This is a genomic window from Arthrobacter sp. SD1074B, assembly GCF_056780195.1.
This window is the reverse complement of record NZ_JBRAZT010000001.1, coordinates 3,003,080-3,021,338: the sequence shown is the minus strand read 5'-3', so window position 1 is coordinate 3,021,338 and position 18,259 is coordinate 3,003,080. Positions and strand designations below refer to the sequence as shown.

At 67.4% G+C, this 18,259-nt stretch carries 16 protein-coding genes; 9 read left to right on the top strand and 7 right to left on the bottom strand.

The genetic code is table 11. The features are described 5' to 3' along the window. Positions 1-10 precede the first annotated feature (10 nt). The 4 genes from ACUYM2_RS13960 to ACUYM2_RS13945 form a co-directional block, all read right to left on the bottom strand. Entirely contained in the window at positions 11-1,027 is a 1,017-nt protein-coding gene (locus ACUYM2_RS13960; RefSeq protein WP_481600600.1) for a pilus assembly protein TadG-related protein, read from the bottom strand. After that, positions 1,015-1,440, bottom strand: a complete 426-nt coding sequence (locus ACUYM2_RS13955) for a TadE/TadG family type IV pilus assembly protein (RefSeq protein ID WP_481600599.1) — start codon at positions 1,438-1,440, stop codon at positions 1,015-1,017. Before ACUYM2_RS13955 ends, ACUYM2_RS13960 begins: the two co-directional genes overlap by 13 nt. 135 nt (positions 1,441-1,575) lie before the next feature. Then, positions 1,576-1,785, bottom strand: a complete 210-nt coding sequence (locus ACUYM2_RS13950) for a Flp family type IVb pilin (RefSeq protein WP_481600598.1) — start codon at positions 1,783-1,785, stop codon at positions 1,576-1,578. Positions 1,786-2,056: 271 nt separating this feature from the next. Next, on the bottom strand, positions 2,057-2,722 hold the full coding sequence (locus ACUYM2_RS13945) for a prepilin peptidase (RefSeq protein WP_481600597.1): 666 nt from the start codon (positions 2,720-2,722) through the stop codon (positions 2,057-2,059). Between the two features lie 308 nt (positions 2,723-3,030). On the opposite strand from ACUYM2_RS13945, the gene rplM reads away from it, so the two are divergent. The 3 genes from rplM (at position 3,031) to glmM (ending at position 5,496) form a co-directional block, all read left to right on the top strand. Then, positions 3,031-3,474, top strand: a complete 444-nt coding sequence (rplM, locus tag ACUYM2_RS13940; RefSeq protein WP_015937805.1) for a 50S ribosomal protein L13 — start codon at positions 3,031-3,033, stop codon at positions 3,472-3,474. Positions 3,475-3,511: 37 nt separating this feature from the next. After that, complete coding sequence (rpsI, locus tag ACUYM2_RS13935) at positions 3,512-4,021, top strand: 30S ribosomal protein S9 (RefSeq protein ID WP_024367144.1); 510 nt, start codon at positions 3,512-3,514, stop codon at positions 4,019-4,021. A 113-nt stretch (positions 4,022-4,134) separates the two neighbouring features. Further along, positions 4,135-5,496 carry a phosphoglucosamine mutase gene (glmM, locus tag ACUYM2_RS13930; protein ID WP_481600596.1) on the top strand — a complete coding sequence of 454 codons (1,362 nt, stop codon included), beginning with the start codon at positions 4,135-4,137 and terminating at the stop codon, positions 5,494-5,496. A 76-nt stretch (positions 5,497-5,572) separates the two neighbouring features. Here glmM and mscL read toward each other — a convergent pair whose 3' ends face one another. The 3 genes from mscL to coaA are packed head-to-tail and all read right to left on the bottom strand — an operon-like array spanning position 5,573 to position 7,908. Beyond that, a complete protein-coding gene (mscL, locus tag ACUYM2_RS13925; RefSeq protein ID WP_481600595.1) occupies positions 5,573-5,977 on the bottom strand; it encodes a large conductance mechanosensitive channel protein MscL in 405 nt (134 codons plus the stop codon). Positions 5,978-6,007: 30 nt separating this feature from the next. Continuing rightward, positions 6,008-6,937 carry a M15 family metallopeptidase gene (locus ACUYM2_RS13920; RefSeq protein WP_481600594.1) on the bottom strand — a complete coding sequence of 310 codons (930 nt, stop codon included), beginning with the start codon at positions 6,935-6,937 and terminating at the stop codon, positions 6,008-6,010. Between the two features lie 5 nt (positions 6,938-6,942). After that, positions 6,943-7,908: a type I pantothenate kinase gene (coaA, locus tag ACUYM2_RS13915; RefSeq protein WP_481600593.1), complete on the bottom strand. Its 966-nt coding sequence runs from the start codon at positions 7,906-7,908 to the stop codon at positions 6,943-6,945. A 121-nt stretch (positions 7,909-8,029) separates the two neighbouring features. Here coaA and glmS point away from each other — a divergent pair, with 121 nt between their 5' ends. The 6 genes from glmS (at position 8,030) to treZ (ending at position 18,258) form a co-directional block, all read left to right on the top strand. After that, complete coding sequence (glmS, locus tag ACUYM2_RS13910; protein WP_481600592.1) at positions 8,030-9,922, top strand: glutamine--fructose-6-phosphate transaminase (isomerizing); 1,893 nt, start codon at positions 8,030-8,032, stop codon at positions 9,920-9,922. Between the two features lie 4 nt (positions 9,923-9,926). Further along, positions 9,927-10,274 (top strand): holo-ACP synthase, encoded by a 348-nt coding sequence (locus ACUYM2_RS13905; RefSeq protein ID WP_346959841.1) that lies wholly within the window; start codon positions 9,927-9,929, stop codon positions 10,272-10,274. A gap of 5 nt (positions 10,275-10,279) precedes the next feature. Beyond that, a complete protein-coding gene (locus ACUYM2_RS13900; protein ID WP_481600591.1) occupies positions 10,280-11,803 on the top strand; it encodes an NAD(P)H-hydrate epimerase in 1,524 nt (507 codons plus the stop codon). 90 nt (positions 11,804-11,893) lie between these two features. Further along, complete coding sequence (gene glgX, locus ACUYM2_RS13895) at positions 11,894-14,134, top strand: glycogen debranching protein GlgX (protein ID WP_481600590.1); 2,241 nt, start codon at positions 11,894-11,896, stop codon at positions 14,132-14,134. After that, positions 14,131-16,455 (top strand): malto-oligosyltrehalose synthase, encoded by a 2,325-nt coding sequence (gene treY, locus ACUYM2_RS13890; RefSeq protein ID WP_481600589.1) that lies wholly within the window; start codon positions 14,131-14,133, stop codon positions 16,453-16,455. Before glgX ends, treY begins: the two co-directional genes overlap by 4 nt. A gap of 36 nt (positions 16,456-16,491) precedes the next feature. Continuing rightward, the gene (treZ, locus tag ACUYM2_RS13885; RefSeq protein WP_481600588.1) at positions 16,492-18,258 is read left to right on the top strand and encodes a malto-oligosyltrehalose trehalohydrolase; all 1,767 of its coding nucleotides are present in this window, start codon (positions 16,492-16,494) and stop codon (positions 18,256-18,258) included. Position 18,259 lies beyond the last annotated feature (1 nt).

Genomic DNA, 18,259 nt, shown 5'->3' with positions numbered 1-18,259 from the left:
AGAAAATTGCCTATTTAATTAACTTGATATTCACGGTGCCGAGATCCGCACTCGTACCCGATGTTTCCTCTACGGCATCAATCGACTCAAATTTCACAAATTGCCCGACAATTCCTCGACAACTTCCGGTGCAGGCATTGGCGGGATCTCCGACCCAGGGCATAGTCGCCCGGAAAACTTCAGGCGTCCCGCCGCCAGAGAACGCCCAGCCGATGATTTTGAAAGTCGCGTAACCGCGGATATGGAACCAGCCGCCGTGACCCGTGCCGCCGGCGTCGTCGTAGACCGGGAACGTGCCTTCCACCGTGCCTCCGGCCAGAATGGTGTTGCGCCAGGCCGTCACCGTTGCGGTGCACGTGACGGGGAAGTTGGCCCCGGTGTCGGTTGCCACGACGTCCTCGGCATCGGTCGTCGCTACGCACGTCCCGCTCTCGTCCAGCCAGCCGAAGCCGCCGGGAATGACGTGCCCCGAAGTGGAAGTGCACGTCCCGCTGCCGGGCTTGTATTTGATCAATTGGATGTCGCCGGTGTCCTCGGCGCCGGAAAGGTCGTACTGACAATCTGAGATTGCCAGCGGGAAGGCGGTGGCGCCGCCCGGCGGGGCAAAGGATGCCGTGGCTCGCGCCCCGACCGTCACCGGAGGGGCGTTGAGTGCACGTGCGAACATCTGCGTGAGGAACCCCGCGCCGCTGGCGCCGTTGCGGGTGGAAGTTGCCACGGTGACTTGGTTCGTTACTGAGAGATCTACCTCGGCAATGTTGGTTGCGCCGTCGTTGGAGTTCGGACCGCTCAGCTCAGCCGCCCAGGACGTTGCCTCGGCGACGGTGCATCCGCCGGCCCTGTGGCACTGCTGCGCCGCTGCCATCGCGCCGGCATCGGCGGCGTTTTGCAGCTGCGCGCGTTCGGCGTAGATCTGGCCGACGTCCACGGCCATCGCGCCGGCGCCGATCAGAACAAGCATCATCACTGCTACCAGAACGCCGACCGCACCGCGTTCCCTCTCGGTGGGCTGGCCTAGCCGCCGCATCTCATCGCTCCTTCGCCCTCAAGCCTGAGGTTTGCGCCGAGCAGCCCGGTCAAGGCGGCGGCCGTGTAGGTGACGGTGACCGCGGCATTTCCGGGACCCCCGTCGCAGACGCTCGTGAAGTTGAAGCCGAAGGATCCGGCGTTGAGCCCTGGAGCCCCGGCTATCCCGGCGGCTCGAGCGGCGGTGGCGTCATGCTCAACGGCCATTGTCCGGGCTGCCTCGCGAGCGGCCTGGGTTACTGAAATCTGCAAGTTATACAAGTAAGAGAATTCGACGATTCCGCCGACCAGGAGCAGCAGAATGGGTGCCACCAGGCCAAACTCGACAGCGACGGCTCCCCGCTCGCGTTTTTCACCGCCCGTGCGGGGCACCTTCGCGCCAGCGACGGGCGACTTTGACTTGCTGCGCTTCATTGGATCCCCCCAGGGATAGATGCAGCTGAAGATGGAAAGAAGTGTGCCGCGTCCGCGATAGACGGACGCGGCACACTGGGTGATGCAGAACCAGTTGCCGGGAGACCTGTCCGGCAGTGGTGGTCGAGTGGCGGACTACGGAGCGACCCAGCTGTTGACTTCGGTGCTCATCTCGCCGAACCAGCCGCTCAGCGCCGTGCCGAATGCGGTGGTTGCGATGATGATGCCGAAGGCGATGAAGGCCACGAGCAGCGAGTATTCCGTCGCGGTTGCTCCCTTTTCGGATTCCAGCCGGTCTTTGACGCCGGCGATGAATGAAAGCATTGAGACCATGAGACCAGTCATTTTATATGTCCTTTTCCAGAGTTTCGAATTGTCTTACGAAGCTCCAGCAAATCCCCTTTTGCTATCTGGTGGGGCTTCGTTGGGACAACATTTGCACGCGGATTAATGGCGCTGCAATGGCTTCGACTACTCGACTTCTGGGGACGAAATAGGGGGTTTACTTATGGGCCCCGGAGAGGTGTACTCAGTTTTTTCTGGCACCGCGGCGGCAACTACTTGTTTTGATAAGTCCGCTTACTGGTTCGCCCGCGGGCCGGGGAAAGCGCCTGGGCTACGCCGTGAGCAGGGTGGTGATCAGGGCGGCGGCGAGCATGGAGGGCCCGAAAGCAACTTCCTTGGGCTTGTTGCCGCGGCTTTTCAGCACGAGGGCCAGGGAGACCAGGCCGCCGGCCACGAAGCCCAGGGCGCCGCCGTAGAACAGCGGGGTCCAGCCTAAGTAGCCTAAGTACAGGCCGAGCGGAGCGGCGAGCTTAACATCGCCCATTCCGAGGCTCTTGGGGCTGATGAGAGCCAAGATGAAGTAGAAAAAGAAGAGAATGACGGCGCCGGCGACAGCGCGGACCAGCTCTTCCCACCCTCCACGTGCCACCGAGGCAGCAGCGAGAAGCAGGAGGCCGGCTCCCAGCAAGGGCATCACCAGACGGTTCGGCAGCAAATGATGGACAATATCAATTCGCGCCAGCTGAATCCCGATAACCGCCAAAACAATAAAGGCCGGCAGTTCCGGAGCCGGGCCGAATCGCCACGCCAGCAGTGCGCACAGCGTCGCGGCGGCAACCGACGTGGTTACTTTCTGCGCGCGAGTAGGGCGGCCCGCCAGGTGCGGAAGGGTGCGTCCCACCATGACGTCGCCGACCAGCCCCAGGCACAGCCCGGCCGCGGCCATTCCAGCGAGGAACAGCAGCGGAACTGAACCGGCAAGGGCAGGATCAGGCACGGGACCTCCAGGAACGCAGCGGGCCGGAACTGAACGGCAGGCTGGGCAGCATGCCACCGGACACCCCATTTTGACCCACGCCCCCGGCTTCCGCTATTCTTGGTAGTCGTTGTGCGTGTCCTATCTCGATGATGCGTGCCCGCTTGAGAATCCGGTTGCAGGATAGCTACTCAACGTGCACATTCGAGACCACAGGATGACTGGTTACATGGAGCCCTCACCTCTGTTCCGGTAGCGCATAGATAGTAGGTGCACCTTTTGCGTGACGCCTAAAACAAGAACGCCAGAACAAGAACGAGGCAAACACCGTGCGTACGTACACCCCGAAGCCCGGCGATATCAACCGCCAGTGGCACGTCATTGACGCCACCGACGTTGTCCTTGGTCGTCTCGCCAGCCAGACCGCAATCCTGCTGCGCGGCAAGCACAAGGCCACCTTTGCGTCCCACATGGACATGGGCGACTTCGTCATCATCATCAACGCTGAAAAGGTTGCCCTCACCGGCGCCAAGCTGGAGCAGAAGCGGGCATACCGCCACTCCGGCTACCCGGGCGGCCTGACCAGCGTCAACTACGCGGAGCTGCTGGAATCCAACCCGGTCCGCGCCGTGGAGAAGGCCATCAAGGGCATGCTCCCGAAGAACTCCCTCGCTGCGCAGCAGCTGGGCAAGCTGAAGGTTTACCGCGGTGCCGAGCACCCGCACGCCGCCCAGCAGCCCAAGACTTTCGAAATCACCCAGGTCGCCCAGTAGTCCTGGCCACCAACAAAACTTTTAACTAAGGAGAATCGTGGCTCAGAACGAAGAACTGACCACCGAGGCCGTTGTGGCCGAGGAAAACCTGACCAGCTACACCTCGGAAAGCGGTCCTGCGGAAGCAGAAGCGCCGAAGAAGGAGCGCCCGGCACTGACCGTTGCCGGCGCAGCAGTTGGCCGCCGCAAGGAAGCTGTTGCCCGTGTCCGCATTGTGCCCGGCACCGGCAAGTGGACCATCAATGGCCGCGAGCTGGCGAACTACTTCCCGAACAAGCTGCACCAGCAGGACGTCAACGAGCCCTTCAAGATCCTCGATCTTGACGGCGCCTACGACGTCATTGCCCGCATTCACGGTGGTGGCATTTCCGGCCAGGCCGGTGCGCTGCGTCTCGGCATCGCCCGTTCACTGAACGAGATCGACACCGAGAACAACCGCGCCACCCTGAAGAAGGCCGGTTACCTGCGCCGTGACGCCCGCGTCATCGAGCGTAAGAAGGCTGGCCTCAAGAAGGCACGCAAGGCTCAGCAGTACTCCAAGCGCTAACCAGCGCCGTTCCGGAAACCCGTCCCGCATTGCGGGGCGGGTTTCCGGCGTTTAACGGCTACCCGGCCGCCCAAGGCGGGGACCGGGCCCGCCATCGTCTAAACTTGGGCACGATGTCTAGATTATTTGGAACAGACGGTGTCCGGGGCCTGGCTAACGGCCTATTGACCGCAGAGCTGGCGCTGCAACTGGCGCAGGCCGCCGCAGTGGTGCTTGGCCACGACCGCAACACCAACGGCAACCGGCCGCGCGCCGTCGTCGCCCGCGATCCGCGGGCCAGCGGCGAGTTCCTCGCCGCTGCCGTGGAGGCCGGTCTCTCCAGCTCGGGCATTGACGTTTACGACGCCGGCGTGCTGCCGACGCCGGCAGCGGCGTACCTCGTGGCCGATCTCGACGCCGACTTCGGCGTGATGATCTCGGCCTCGCACAACCCCGCCCCGGACAACGGCATCAAGTTCTTCGCCCGCGGCGGCCAGAAGCTTCCCGACGAGGTCGAGGATGCGATCGAGGCGCAGCTGGCAAGGGAACCCCAGCGGCCGGTCGGCGGCGATGTGGGACGCATCCAGCGTTTCTCCGACGCGGAAGACCGCTACATCGTGCACCTGCTCGGCACCCTGCCGCACCGCCTGGACGGCCTCAAGGTTGTGCTGGACTGCGCGCACGGCGCCGCCAGCGGCTGCTCGCCGCAGGTCTTCAAGTCGGCTGGCGCCGACCTGGTAGTCATCGGGGCCGACCCGGACGGAATCAATATCAACGACGGGGTGGGGTCAACCCACCTCGGCCCGCTGAAGCAGGCCGTCCTGGACCATGGGGCCGACCTGGGCATCGCCCACGACGGCGACGCCGACCGCTGCCTGGCTGTGGACCACGAAGGCAACGAGGTGGACGGCGACGAAATCATGGCCATCCTTGCCGTGGCCCTCAAAGCCTCCGGCAAGCTCAAGGACGACGTCCTCGTTGCCACCGTCATGTCCAACCTCGGTTTGAAGATCGCCCTCCGGGAGGCAGGCATCACCCTGCGCGAGACCGGGGTCGGCGACCGCTACGTGCTGGAAGGCATGCGCGAGGGCGGCTTCAACCTGGGCGGCGAACAGTCCGGCCACGTGATCTTCGCCGACTACGCCACCACCGGCGACGGCGTGCTCACCGGCCTCCAGCTGGCCGCGCAGGTGGCGCTCACCGGCCGCCCGCTCAAGGAGCTGGCAGCGGTGATGACCAAGCTTCCGCAGGTGCTGATCAACGTCAAGGGCGTCGACCGGACCCGGGTGAAAGGTGACGCAGCCGTGGCCGCGGCCGTGGCCCTCGCCGAGGCGCAGCTGGGCGACACCGGCAGGGTGCTGCTGCGCCCGTCCGGGACCGAACCCGTAGTCCGGGTAATGGTGGAAGCCGCCGACCAGGAAACAGCCCAGGAAGTCGCCGAAAGCCTGGCCGAGGTGGTCCGGACCGAGCTGGCCCTGGCGCTCGTCACCGACTGACGGCAAGACCCGAAGATCCAAAAAGTGTGGCCCGCCTCCTTCAGGAAGCGGGCCACAGCGGTTTCGGTCGCAAAGGCTAGCGGGAAGTGCGGGTCAGCGCGTCGCGGATCTCGGTGAGCAAAGCGAGTTGCGGGTCTTCAGCAGCCTCATCCTTGACCTCGGCGTTGATGCCCAGCTTGCGGTTGCGGCGTTCGATCATGTGATTCATGGGCATGACGACCACGAAGTAGATTGCAGCGGCAATAAGCAGGAAGTTGACGATCGCGGTGAGAAGGACGCCAAACTCGATGGCGTTGCCGTTCAGGTCCACCCTCGCGAAGCTGTCGAAGTTTGGCGACCCCACGAGGCCGGCAATGAACGGCATGAGCACCTTGTTCACGAGGGCCGTGACGACGGAACCAAAGGCGGTTCCAACTACGACGGCGACGGCAAGGTCAATGACATTGCCCTTCATGATGAAGTTCTTGAATCCAGTCAACATGGACTCCACGGTAGCGCGGGACCGGAGGGCTCAGCGGTAGGCCGGCGCGGCTTCCAGGCCAAAATACTCCTCAAGGGTGGCGATGCCCCGCCGGTGCATGTCGCCGGCGGCCTCGAGGCCTACATAGCGGAGGTGCCACGGCTCGTAGAAGTAGCCGGTGACCGGGTGCTCCATCCAGGGGTAGCGGACGACGAAACCGAAGCGGTGGGCATTGGCCTTGACCCACACGGCGGCCGGCTGCTGGGCGAAGCACGGCTGGAAGCTGCACGCCCCGCCGCCGTCGCCGATATCGAAGGACCAGCCCGTCTGGTGCTCCGAATAACCCGGCCGGGCGGACGCGGTATCCGCCTCGGCGCGCCCGCGGGACGCCACGTAGCCGTTGTACGTGGCCGTCTGGGTGGCGTAGGAGCGGTAGCCGCTCGCCAGCGTCAGCACGACGCCGGCCGCCGCCGCGCCCGCAAACATGCGCTCGGCAGCCGCCGCCGTGGTGCGGTTCAGCAGCGCCGCCTCACCGGAGACTGCCAGCCTGACGGCCGGCTGGACCAGGTCCGCCGGAACGAACGTCGCGGGGGAGAGCGGCCGGTGTTTGTTCACCACCACCCACGGGCTTGAAGGATCCGTGAGGGAGTACTTCCGGCCCGGCCCGGTCGTCGCCGGCGCGGTCTTCGCCGTCGAAGCCGGGGCCGGGGGAGGAGCCGTGGCCGTGCCGGCGGGCGACGACGTCGGAGTGGCGGAAGCAGAAGCGGCCGTGGGCGGCGCGGAAGTGGGGGTGGCTGTAGTAGAGGGGCTCTCAGTTGGCACAGCCGTGCCGGAGGTGGGCTGCGGCACGGTGCTTGCGGGGCTGCAGCCAGACACGGCAGCCAGGACGGCGAAAGCCATCCCGGCGGCGCGGAAGCGCCCGACCGCGCGCCGGGCCGGTGATTTCGGTCCCGGAGCCCCGCCGGCGCGGTCGTGGCACACCTGTGCTACACCTTGCGCAGCAGCATGCGGCGGATGGAGTGGTCGGCGTCCTTGGTCAGCACCAGCTGGGCCCGGCCGCGGGTGGGGAGGACGTTCTCCTCCAGGTTCGGCTCGTTGATGCGCTTCCAGATCTCGCGTGCGGTCTGCTCGGCCTCCGAATCGGACAGCGTCGCATAGCGGTGGAAGTAGGATTCCGGCTGCGCGAACGCAGTGGTGCGCAGCTTGCGGAACCGGTCCACGTACCACTCCTCGATATAGGAGGTCTTGGCGTCCACGTAGATGGAAAAGTCGAAGAAGTCACTCAACGCCAGGCCCTGCCGGCCGTCCTGCCGCGGGCGGGCCGGGGCCAGCACATTCAGCCCCTCCACAATCAGCACGTCCGGGCGCCGGACCACGACTTCCTTGCCGGGAACAATGTCGTAGGTGACGTGCGAATACCAAGGCGCCCGCACTTCCTCGGCGCCGCCCTTGACTTCGCTGACGAACCGCAGCAGCGCCCGCCGGTCATAGGACTCAGGGAAGCCCTTGCGTTCCAGCAACTGCCGCCGCTTGAGCTCGGCGAGGGGATACAGGAAACCGTCGGTGGTGATCAGTTCGACGTTCGGCGTGCCCGGCCAGCGCCGCAGCATTTCGCGGAGCACGCGGGCGATGGTCGATTTGCCGACGGCGACGGAGCCGGCCACCCCGATCACGAAAGGGGTGCGCTGGGTTGTCTCGCCCAGGAACGTGGTGGTGGCTGCATGGAGCTGGTTGGCGGCCTCGACGTAGAGGTGCAGCAGCCGGGACAGCGGGAGGTAGACCTCGCGGACTTCCTTCATGTCGAGGGGGTCGCCCAGGCCCCGGAGACGGAGCACGTCCTCTTCGTTGAGGGGCTGCTCCATCTGGGCAGCGAGCCGGGACCAGGTCTGCCGGTCCAGCTCGACGAACGGGGAGACGCCCTCGCCGTTCGCGTCATTGCGTTGCAAAGTCACCTTAGAGATTCTGCCCTTGAGAGGGCCCAGAGCGAAATGGACACCCCCGCAGCCCGCTGCGGGGGGGCCGGACCGGCTCATCCTACGTCGGATGACCGGGAAACCAGCTAGGCTTGGGTTCATGTGTGGAATCGTTGGATATGTAGGCCGCGCGGCTGGCCGGGAAAATACTGATCACTTGGCCCTGGACGTGGTCCTGGAAGGATTGCGGCGCCTCGAGTACCGCGGCTATGACTCCGCCGGTATCGCCGTCGTGGCGGACGGCACCATCTCCTCCCGCAAGAAGTCGGGCAAACTGAGCAACCTGATCACCGAGCTGGAGGAGCACCCGCTGCCCGACGCGCTCACCGGAATCGGGCACACCCGCTGGGCCACCCACGGCGGTCCCACGGACATGAACGCGCACCCGCACCTGTCCGACGGCGGCAAGCTGGCCCTCATCCACAACGGCATCATCGAAAACTTCGCCGAGCTCAAGCAGGAACTGCTCGGCAAGGGGGCGACGTTCCTCTCCGAGACTGACACCGAGGTGGCAGCCGCCCTCATCGGCGACATCTACCGCAACCAGCTCGGCGGCGACAACGCCAACGGCGGCCTGACCAAGGCCATGGAACTGGCCTGCCAGCGCCTCGAGGGCGCCTTCACGCTGCTCGCCGTGCACGCCGACCAGCCCGACGTCGTTGTGGCCGCGCGCCGCAACTCCCCGCTGGTGGTGGGCCTGGGCGAGGGCGAGAACTTCCTCGGCTCCGACGTCTCCGGCTTCATCGACTACACCCGCCGCGCCGTGGAACTGGGCCAGGACCAGATCGTCACGATCACCGCCGACACCGTCGCCATCACCGACTTCTTCGGCGCCCCGGCCGAAGGCAAGGAATACTACGTCAACTGGGATCCTGCTTCCGCGGAAAAGGGCGGCTTCCCGTCCTTCATGGAAAAGGAAATCCACGACCAGCCCGACGCCGTGCTGCAGACCCTGCTGGGCCGCTCCGACGTCGACGGCAAACTGACCCTCGATGAGCTCCGGATCGACACGGAACTGCTCAAGAGCGTGGACAAGATCATCGTCCTGGCCTGCGGCACGTCCGCCTACGCCGGCCAGGTCGCAAAGTACGCGATCGAACGCTGGTGCCGGATCCCCACCGAGGTGGAACTCTCGCACGAGTTCCGCTACCGCGACCCGATCGTGGACGCCAAGACCCTGATCGTCTCCATCTCGCAGTCCGGCGAGACCATGGACACACTGATGGCTGTCCGCTACGCCAAGGAGCAGGGTGCCAAGACGGTGTCCATCTGCAACACGAACGGCTCCACGATCCCGCGCGAGTCCGATGCCGTGCTGTACACGCACGCCGGCCCAGAAATCGCGGTGGCCTCCACGAAGGCGTTCCTCGCCCAGATCGCCGCCGCCTACCTGCTGGGCCTGTATTTGGCACAGCTGCGCGGCAACAAGTTCCAGGGCGAGATCAAGGACATCCTCGCCGACCTGGGCAAGATCCCGGCCAAGATCCAGCAAATCCTGGACAACGCCGACGCGATCAAGAAGCTCGGGCACGACATGGTGGACGCCAAGTCAGTGCTGTTCCTGGGCCGCCACGTCGGCTTCCCGGTCGCCATGGAAGGTGCGCTCAAGCTCAAGGAGCTGGCCTACATCCACGCCGAGGGCTTCGCCGCCGGCGAGCTCAAGCACGGCCCGATCGCCCTGATCGAGGAAGGCCAGCCGGTCTTCGTGGTGGTCCCCTCGCCGCGCGGCCGCGACTCGCTGCACGCCAAGGTTGTCTCGAACATCCAGGAAGTCCGCGCCCGCGGCGCCAAGACGATCGTGATCGCGGAGGAGGGTGACGAGGCAGTGAAGGCCTACGCCGAGCACGTCATCTACATCCCGGAGACCCCGACCCTCCTGGCACCGCTGCTGTCCACCGTGCCCCTGCAGATCTTCGCGCTCGCACTCGCCAGCGCCAAGGGCTACGACGTGGACCAGCCGCGGAACCTGGCCAAGAGCGTGACCGTAGAATAGCCGCATGATTGTTGGCATCGGCGTAGACGTCGTAGACATTGAGCGGTTCGGCCGGCAGCTGGAGCGCACCCCCGGGTTGCGTGACCGGCTGTTCGTGCCGGCCGAGCGGGAGCTGAACACCCGGTCCCTGGCTGCCCGGTTCGCGGCCAAGGAGGCCGTGGCCAAGGTGCTCGGCGCGCCGGCAGGCATGAACTGGCAGGACTGCTGGATCGGACTGGACCAGCACGGCCCGACGGTCCAGGTCAAGGACACCGTCCTGGCCGTGGCCCAGTCGAAGGGCGTCAAACGCTGGCACCTTTCGATCAGCCACGACGGCGGGATCGCCACCGCCACGGTGATCGCCGAAGGCTAAGCACCATGATCAGCGCCCATACCGGAACCCACATTCGAGAAGTCGAACAGCAGCTGCTTGAGACGAGTGCGGACCCCGGGATGGGCGCTGTCCTTATGCAACGCGCCGCCTACGGGCTGGCCAACACGGTGGTCCGCGAACTGCGGGGCCGCGGACTGCGGATTTACGGCTCCGGCGTCACCGTGCTCACCGGCAAGGGCAACAACGGCGGAGACGGACTCTACGCCGCCGCGCTGCTGGCCCGCCGGGGCGTGCGGGCGACGGCGGTCCTCACCGCCGGTCACGCCCATCCCGCCGCGCTGGCGGCGTTCCGCGCCGCCGGCGGGCGGGACACCGTCCTGACCGACGGCAACGCCGCGGAGCTGGCAGCAGATGCCGCCCGCGCCGACGTCGTTATCGACGCGGTCCTGGGCACCGGCGCCCAGGGCGGTTTCCGCGGCGCGACCGCCGTATTGTTCCAAGAACTGCAGCGCGCCCGGCACGGACTGGTGGTGGCCTGCGACATTCCCAGCGGGGTCGACGCCGACACCGGCGAGGCACACGTCCCCGTTCTCGCCGCCGACGTGACCGTCAGCTTCGGTGCGGCGAAGGCGGGCCTGCTGGCCGACCCCGGCGCCGACTTCACCGGCCGGATCGTCACGATCCCGATCGGCATCGAGGAGGCACTGGGGGCCCCCGGGCTGCGGCGCCTGGAAACCGGGGACCTGGCAGCGCTGCTGCCGCACCCCGGTCGCCGCTCGCACAAATACTCCCGCGGCGTGCTGGGCGTCGTTGCCGGGTCCGTACGCTACCCGGGCGCGGCCGTGCTCGCCTGCCGCGGCGCGCTGGCCGCGGGTGCCGGCATGGTCCGCTACGTGGGTCCGCCGGACGTCGCGGACCTGGTCCGCCAGTCCTGCCCCGAAGTGGTGTGCGGCACCAGCGTCGCCGACGCGCACGTCCAGGCGTGGCTGCTGGGATCCGGGCTCGACGACGGCGCCCACGAGCAGCTGGAGCACGTCCGCGAGGCAGCCGCCGCAGGACTCCCCACCGTGGCCGACGCCGGCGCACTCCCGGCGCTGCCGCAGCACCTGTCCGCCCGCACCGTGCTGACCCCGCATGCCGGCGAGCTGGCCTCCCTGCTGGAACGGTACGGTGCCGGACCAGGCCGCGCTTCGGTGGAGGACGCAACGCTCGCCGCCGTCCGGGACGCCACGCGGCTGACCGGTGCGACAGTCCTGCTCAAGGGCGCCACCACCCTGGTGGCGGCGCCCTCGGGATCGGTCTTCAGCCAGGCCGAGGCCAGCCCGTGGATGGCCACCGCCGGCAGCGGCGACGTGCTGGCCGGGGTGCTCGGTGCCCTGCTGGCACAGCTCGCCGACGACCCCGGCGCCTTCAGCGCCTTAGGGCTCGACGAACCGGACCGGTGGGCCGCCGTCGCGGCGATGGCTGCCAGCCTGCACGGCCGCGCCGGAACCCTCGCCTCGGGCGGCGGGCCGTTGACGGCGTCGGGCATCGCGGAATCCCTGCCGGAGGTCATCGCGGAGCTGTAACAAAAGCACACGCATCGGCCCCAGGTAAATTAGTAACCTTACTTACAAGTAGTCTGTCTAGAGATAGTTCGCCACGCACGAGGAGTACACATGGAAGTCTGGCCCGGAACGGCTTACCCGCTTGGAGCCACCTTTGACGGCACCGGCACCAATTTTGCGTTGTTCAGCGAACAGGCGGAGCGGGTGGAACTCTGCCTCCTGGCCGATGACCTGAGCGAGACGCGGATTGAACTGACCGAGGTGGACGGCTACGTCTGGCACTGCTACCTGCCCCAGATCCAGCCCGGCCAGAAGTACGGCTACCGTGTCCACGGTCCGTACGATCCGGAGAGCGGGAACCGCTTCAACGCCAACAAGCTGCTGATGGACCCTTACGCCAAGGCCATCCAGGGCCAGATCGACTGGGACCCGGCGCTCTTCTCCTACGAATTCGGCGACCCCGATTCGCGCAACGACGCCGATTCCGCGCCCCACACCATGCACGGCGTGGTCATCAACCCCTTCTTCGAATGGGACGGGGACCGCCAGCTGCGCATCCCTTACCACGAGTCGGTCATCTACGAGGCGCACGTCAAAGGCCTGACCGAGCTGCACCCGGAAATCCCCGAGGAGCAGCGCGGCACCTACGCCGGCGTGTCCCACCCGGCGGTGATCGAGCACCTCAAGAAGCTCGGCGTCACTGCGATCGAGCTGATGCCGGTCCACCAGTTCGTCAACGACGGCACCCTGGTGGAGAAGGGGCTCAACAACTACTGGGGCTACAACACCATCGGCTTCTTCGCCCCGCAGAACACCTACAGCTCCTCCGGCGACGTCGGGCACCAGGTCCAGGAATTCAAGGCCATGGTCCGCGAGTTGCACCGGGCAGGCATCGAAGTCATCCTCGACGTGGTCTACAACCACACCGCGGAAGGCAACCACCTCGGCCCCACGCTGTCCTTCAAGGGCATCGACAACCAGGCGTACTACCGCCTGGTCGACGACGACCTGAAGCACTACATGGATTACACCGGCACCGGCAACTCGCTCAACGTCCGGCACCCGCACTCCCTGCAGCTGCTGATGGACTCGCTGCGCTACTGGGTGACGGAAATGCACGTCGACGGCTTCCGCTTCGACCTCGCCTCCACGCTGGCCCGCGAGTTCTACGACGTCGACAAACTCTCCACCTTCTTCGAACTGATCCAGCAGGACCCGATCGTCTCCCAGGTCAAGCTGATCGCCGAGCCGTGGGACGTCGGCCCCGGCGGCTACCAGGTCGGCAACTTCCCGCCGCAGTGGACCGAGTGGAACGGCAAGTACCGCGACACCGTCCGCGACTTCTGGCGCGGCGAGCCGTCCACGCTGGGCGAATTCGCTTCCCGCCTGACCGGCTCCGCGGACCTGTACGAAAGCTCCGCGCGGCGCCCGGTGGCCTCGATCAACTTCGTCACCGCGCACGACGGCTTCACCATGCGCGACCTCGTCTCCTACAACGAGAAGCACAACGAGGCCAACGGCGAAGGCAACAACGACGGCGAATCGCACAACCGCTCGTGGAATTGCGGCGAGGAAGGCGACACCGACAACGACACGGTGCTGACCCTCCGCGCCCGCCAGCAGCGGAACTTCATTGCCACGCTGCTGCTCTCCCAGGGCGTGCCGATGCTCCTGCACGGCGACGAGCTGGGCCGCACGCAGCAAGGCAACAACAACACCTACTGCCAGGACTCCGAGCTGAGCTGGGTGCACTGGGAGGCCATGGACCAGCCGCTCGTGGAGTTCACCGCGTTCGTCAACAAGATCCGCCACGACCACCCGACGTTCCGCCGCAGCCGCTTCTTCGACGGCCGGCCGGTCGTCCGCGGTGAGGGCGAGAAACTGCCGGACATCGTCTGGCTGAAGACCGACGGCACCGGCATGCTGCCGGAGGACTGGGACAGCGGCTTCGGCCGGACCATCGGCGTGTTCCTCAACGGCCACGGCATCCAGGAGCAGGATTCCCGCGGCCGCCGGATCACCGACGACAGCTTCCTGCTGGGTTTCAACGCCCACGACGACAACGTGGACTTCGTGCTGCCCGCCGAAGAGTACTCGCCGTTCTGGGAGCTGCTCGTGGACACCGCGGACCAGTCGGACTCGAACGAACCGCTCAAGGCCGGGGCGGTCCTGAACCTGGCAGCCAAGTCCATGGTGGTGCTGCGCGCCTACTCGGGCCCGGAGGTCGAGGTTGACCACTCCGCCGCCGCGTCCCTGGCCTCGATGGCCGAGCACGAGGAAGCGCATGAGGAAATGGTGGAGGCCCAGGAGGAAGCCGCCGCCGCCAGCGAGGCGAAGGCGTCCGCTTCATGAGGACCCCCGTTTCGACCTACCGGCTGCAGATCCGGCCCGGGTTCACCCTGCAGGACGCCGCCGATACCGTGCCCTACCTGAAATCCCTCGGGGTCGACTGGCTCTACCTGTCGCCGATCCTGACGGCCGAGCAGGGTTCGGACCACGGCTACGACGTCACCGACCCCGTCGCGATCGACCCGGACCGCGGCGGCGCGGAGGGGCTGGCCGCGGTGTCCCGCGCGGCGCGGGAGGCCGGCATGGGTGTCCTGGTGGACATTGTGCCCAACCACGTCGGCGTCGCCACCCCGGTGCAGAACCCGTGGTGGTGGTCGCTGCTCAAGGAAGGGCAGCAGTCCCGCTACGCCCCGGCGTTCGACGTCGACTGGGAGTTCGGCGGCGGCCGGATCCGGATTCCCGTGCTGGGCGACGACGCGGACGTGGACGCGCTCGAAGTCCGCGACGGCGAGCTGCGGTACTACGACCACCGCTTCCCGCTGGCCGAGGGCAGCTACTCCGAGGGGGACGACCCGCGCGAGGTGCACAACCGGCAGCACTACGAACTGGTGGGCTGGCGCCGTGCCGACAACGAACTCAACTACCGCCGGTTCTTCGCGGTCAACACCCTCGCCGGGATCAAAGTCGAGGACCCGGAAGTCTTCGACGAAGCGCACGAGGAAGTTGTCCGCTGGTTCCGCGAGGACCTCGTCGACGGCCTGCGGATCGACCACCCGGACGGTCTCGCGGATCCGGCCGGCTACCTGCGCCGGCTGCGTGAAGTGACCGGGGGCGCGTACCTGTTGATCGAGAAAATCCTCGAGCCCGGGGAAGAACTCCCGGCCGGGTTCGAATGCGAGGGGACCACCGGCTACGACGCCCTCGCAGACGTGGACCGGCTCTTCGTCGACCCCGCCGGACAAGCGGGCCTGGACGCCTTGGACGCCTCGCTGCGCGGCGGCGAACCAGCGGATTACGAGGACATGATCCGCGGCACCAAGCGCCGGATCACGGACGGAATCCTGCACTCGGAGATGCTGCGGCTCGCCCGGCTGGTGCCGGCGTCCGCAGGGCTTAGCACCGAGGCCAGCGCGGACGCGCTGTCCGAGATCACCGCCGCGTTCCCGGTCTACCGCAGCTACCTGCCCGAGGGCGAGGACGTGCTGCGCGAGGCCTGCGACCTCGCCGTCCGCCGCCGCCCCGAGCTGGAACCCGCCGTACGGGCGCTGCTGCCGCTGCTGCTGCACGCCGGCCCCGGGCCCGACGCCGAGCTTGGCCGCCGCTTCCAGCAGACCTCCGGCATGGTGATGGCCAAGGGCGTGGAGGACACCGCGTTCTTCCGCTACACCCGGCTGGGCACCCTCACCGAAGTCGGCGCGGACCCCACCGAGTTCGCGCTGTCCGCCGACGAGTTCCATGCCCGGATGGCACGCCGCCAGGCACGCCTGCCGCTGTCCATGACCACGCTCAGCACCCACGACACCAAGCGCAGCGAAGACACCCGGGCGCGGATTTCCGTGCTTGCGGAGCTAGCCCCGCAGTGGACCGCCTCCCTGCGCCGGCTTCAGGAGCTGGCGCCGCTGCCGGACGGGCCGCTGGCCAACCTGCTCTGGCAGGCCGTGGCCGGGGTCTGGCCCGCGGACCGGGAACGCCTGCAGTACTACGCCCAGAAGGCCGCCCGCGAGGCAGGCAATTCTACCGACTGGCTGGACCCCAACGCCGACTTCGAAGCGAAGCTGGCGGCCGCCGTCGACGCGGCCTTCGACAACGGCCAGGTGCGGGCCGAACTGGACGCGCTTGTGGCCCTCTTGGACCCCTACGGCGCCGCCAACGCGCTGGGCGCCAAACTGGTCCAGCTCACCATGCCGGGCGTCCCGGACGTGTACCAAGGCACCGAGTTCTGGGACCGCTCACTGACCGACCCGGACAACCGGCGGCCGTTCGACTTCGGCGCCCGGCGCGACGCGCTCACCGCGCTGGACGCCGGGGAGCTGCCGGCCTCGTACCGGGAGGACGCGGCGAAGCTGCTCGTGACCTCGCGGGTGCTGCGGCTGCGCCGTGACCGGCCGGAGCTGTTCACCGGCTACTCCCCGGTGCCGGCCACCGGAGCTGCCGCCGGGCACCTGGTCGCCTTTGACCGCGGCGCCGGCTCGCCGGGGGCTCTCACCCTGGCGACCAGGCTGCCCCGAGGCCTCGAGCAGCGCGGCGGCTGGCAGGACACCGCCATCAGCCTCGCCGCCGCAATGACGGACCAGCTGACCGGCAGGTCGTACGGCCCGGGCCCGGCGGACGTGGCGGAGATCCTCCGCCACTACCCGGTGGCCCTGCTGGTACCGGCCGCCTGAACGCATTAACTGACCAACCGACATAGGGGAACGGCAATGACTCTGCCCGCACACGGAACCGCACGCTTCGACCTCTGGGCGCCGGACGCGCAGGACGTCACACTGCTCGCCGACGGACGGCACTACCCGATGCGCAGGGACACCGGCGCCGGCCGGGGCGGCTGGTGGAACGCGCCGGAGGCCCCGGCCTCCGGCGACGTCGACTACGGCTACCTGCTGGACGGGGACACCACGCCGCTGCCGGACCCGCGGTCCCGCCGCCAGCCTGGGGGAGTGCACTCGCTCTCGCGGACCTTCGACGCCGGCAGCCACGAATGGGCGGACGGGCAGTGGAAGGGCCGCGGGCTGCAGGGCGGCGTGATCTACGAGCTGCACCTGGGCACTTTCACGCCCGAGGGGACGCTGGACGCCGCGATCGGCAAGCTCGGCTACCTCGCCGACCTCGGCGTCGACTTCGTGGAACTGCTGCCGGTCAACGGGTTCAACGGCACCCACAACTGGGGCTACGACGGGGTGCTCTGGTACACCGTGCACGAGGGCTACGGCGGCCCGGCCGCCTACCAGCGCTTCGTCGACGCAGCCCACGCCGCCGGGCTGGGCGTCATCCAGGACGTTGTCTACAACCACCTTGGCCCCAGCGGCAACTACCTCCCCCGGTTCGGCCCCTACCTCAAGTCCGGGGAGGGCAACACCTGGGGCGACTCGGTCAACCTGGACGGGCCCGGTTCCGACGTGGTCCGCAGCTACATCCTGGACAACGCCGCGATGTGGCTGCGCGACTACCACGTGGACGGCCTGCGGCTCGACGCCGTGCACGCCTTCAAGGACGAACGAGCCGTCCATCTGCTGGAGGAATTCGGTGCCCTCGCCGACGCGGTCTCGGCCGAAACCGGGCGGGCCGCGACGATGATCGCCGAGTCGGACTTGAACAACCCGCGCCTGCTTTACCCGCGGGAGGCGAACGGCTACGGCCTGGCCGGGCAGTGGAGCGATGACTTCCACCACGCCGTCCACGTCGACGTCAGTGGGGAGACCACCGGCTACTACAGCGACTTCGACTCGCTCGGGGCGTTGGCCAAGGTCCTCGAAAAGGGCTTCTTCCACGACGGCAGCTACTCCAGCTTCCGCGAACGGCATCACGGCCGGCCCATCAACACCTCCCTCGTCCACCCCGCCGCCCTGGTGGTCTGCAGCCAGAACCACGACCAGATCGGCAACCGTGCCACCGGTGACCGGCTGTCCCAGACCCTGGGCTACGGGCAGTTGGCGCTCGCCGCCGTCGCGACCCTGGCCTCGCCGTTCACCCCGATGCTGTTCATGGGCGAGGAATACGGCGCCACCACGCCGTGGCAGTTCTTTACCTCGCACCCGGAACCGGAACTGGGCAAGGCCACCGCGGAGGGCAGGATCAAGGAATTCGAACGGATGGGCTGGGACCCCGCCGTCGTGCCGGACCCGCAGGACCCGGCCACGTTCACCCGCTCCAAACTGGACTGGTCCGAGGCCGGGTCGGGCGAGCACGCCCGGCTGCTGGAGCTGTACCGGAACCTGATCGCGCTGCGCCGCGCGACGCCGGAACTTGCCGGTGCCGGCTTCGCGGAAACCGCCGTCGAGGTCAACGAGGACGAGCGCTGGCTGGTGCTGCGGCGCGGCAGCGTGGAGGTTGCGATGAACTTCTCTGCCGAACCTCGGCAGCTTTCGGTGGCCGGCAGCTCACTGCTGCTGGCCACGGAGGACGGCACCGCACTGACAACCGCCGGGCTCGGACTGCCGGGCCACAGCGCCGCCGTCGTCTCACAATAGG

What these genes read in the sequence shown, in the direction of transcription:
- ACUYM2_RS13960 (WP_481600600.1), bottom strand. Translation starts at nt 1,027, where the DNA reads ATGCGGCGGCTAGGCCAGCCCACCGAGAGGGAACGCGGTGCGGTCGGC.
- ACUYM2_RS13955 (WP_481600599.1), bottom strand. Translation starts at nt 1,440, where the DNA reads ATGAAGCGCAGCAAGTCAAAGTCGCCCGTCGCTGGCGCGAAGGTGCCC.
- ACUYM2_RS13950 (WP_481600598.1), bottom strand. Translation starts at nt 1,785, where the DNA reads ATGACTGGTCTCATGGTCTCAATGCTTTCATTCATCGCCGGCGTCAAA.
- glmM (WP_481600596.1), top strand. Translation starts at nt 4,135, where the DNA reads ATGTCTAGATTATTTGGAACAGACGGTGTCCGGGGCCTGGCTAACGGC.
- mscL (WP_481600595.1), bottom strand. Translation starts at nt 5,977, where the DNA reads ATGTTGACTGGATTCAAGAACTTCATCATGAAGGGCAATGTCATTGAC.
- glmS (WP_481600592.1), top strand. Translation starts at nt 8,030, where the DNA reads ATGTGTGGAATCGTTGGATATGTAGGCCGCGCGGCTGGCCGGGAAAAT.
- ACUYM2_RS13905 (WP_346959841.1), top strand. Translation starts at nt 9,927, where the DNA reads ATGATTGTTGGCATCGGCGTAGACGTCGTAGACATTGAGCGGTTCGGC.
- ACUYM2_RS13900 (WP_481600591.1), top strand. Translation starts at nt 10,280, where the DNA reads ATGATCAGCGCCCATACCGGAACCCACATTCGAGAAGTCGAACAGCAG.
- glgX (WP_481600590.1), top strand. Translation starts at nt 11,894, where the DNA reads ATGGAAGTCTGGCCCGGAACGGCTTACCCGCTTGGAGCCACCTTTGAC.
- treY (WP_481600589.1), top strand. Translation starts at nt 14,131, where the DNA reads ATGAGGACCCCCGTTTCGACCTACCGGCTGCAGATCCGGCCCGGGTTC.
- treZ (WP_481600588.1), top strand. Translation starts at nt 16,492, where the DNA reads ATGACTCTGCCCGCACACGGAACCGCACGCTTCGACCTCTGGGCGCCG.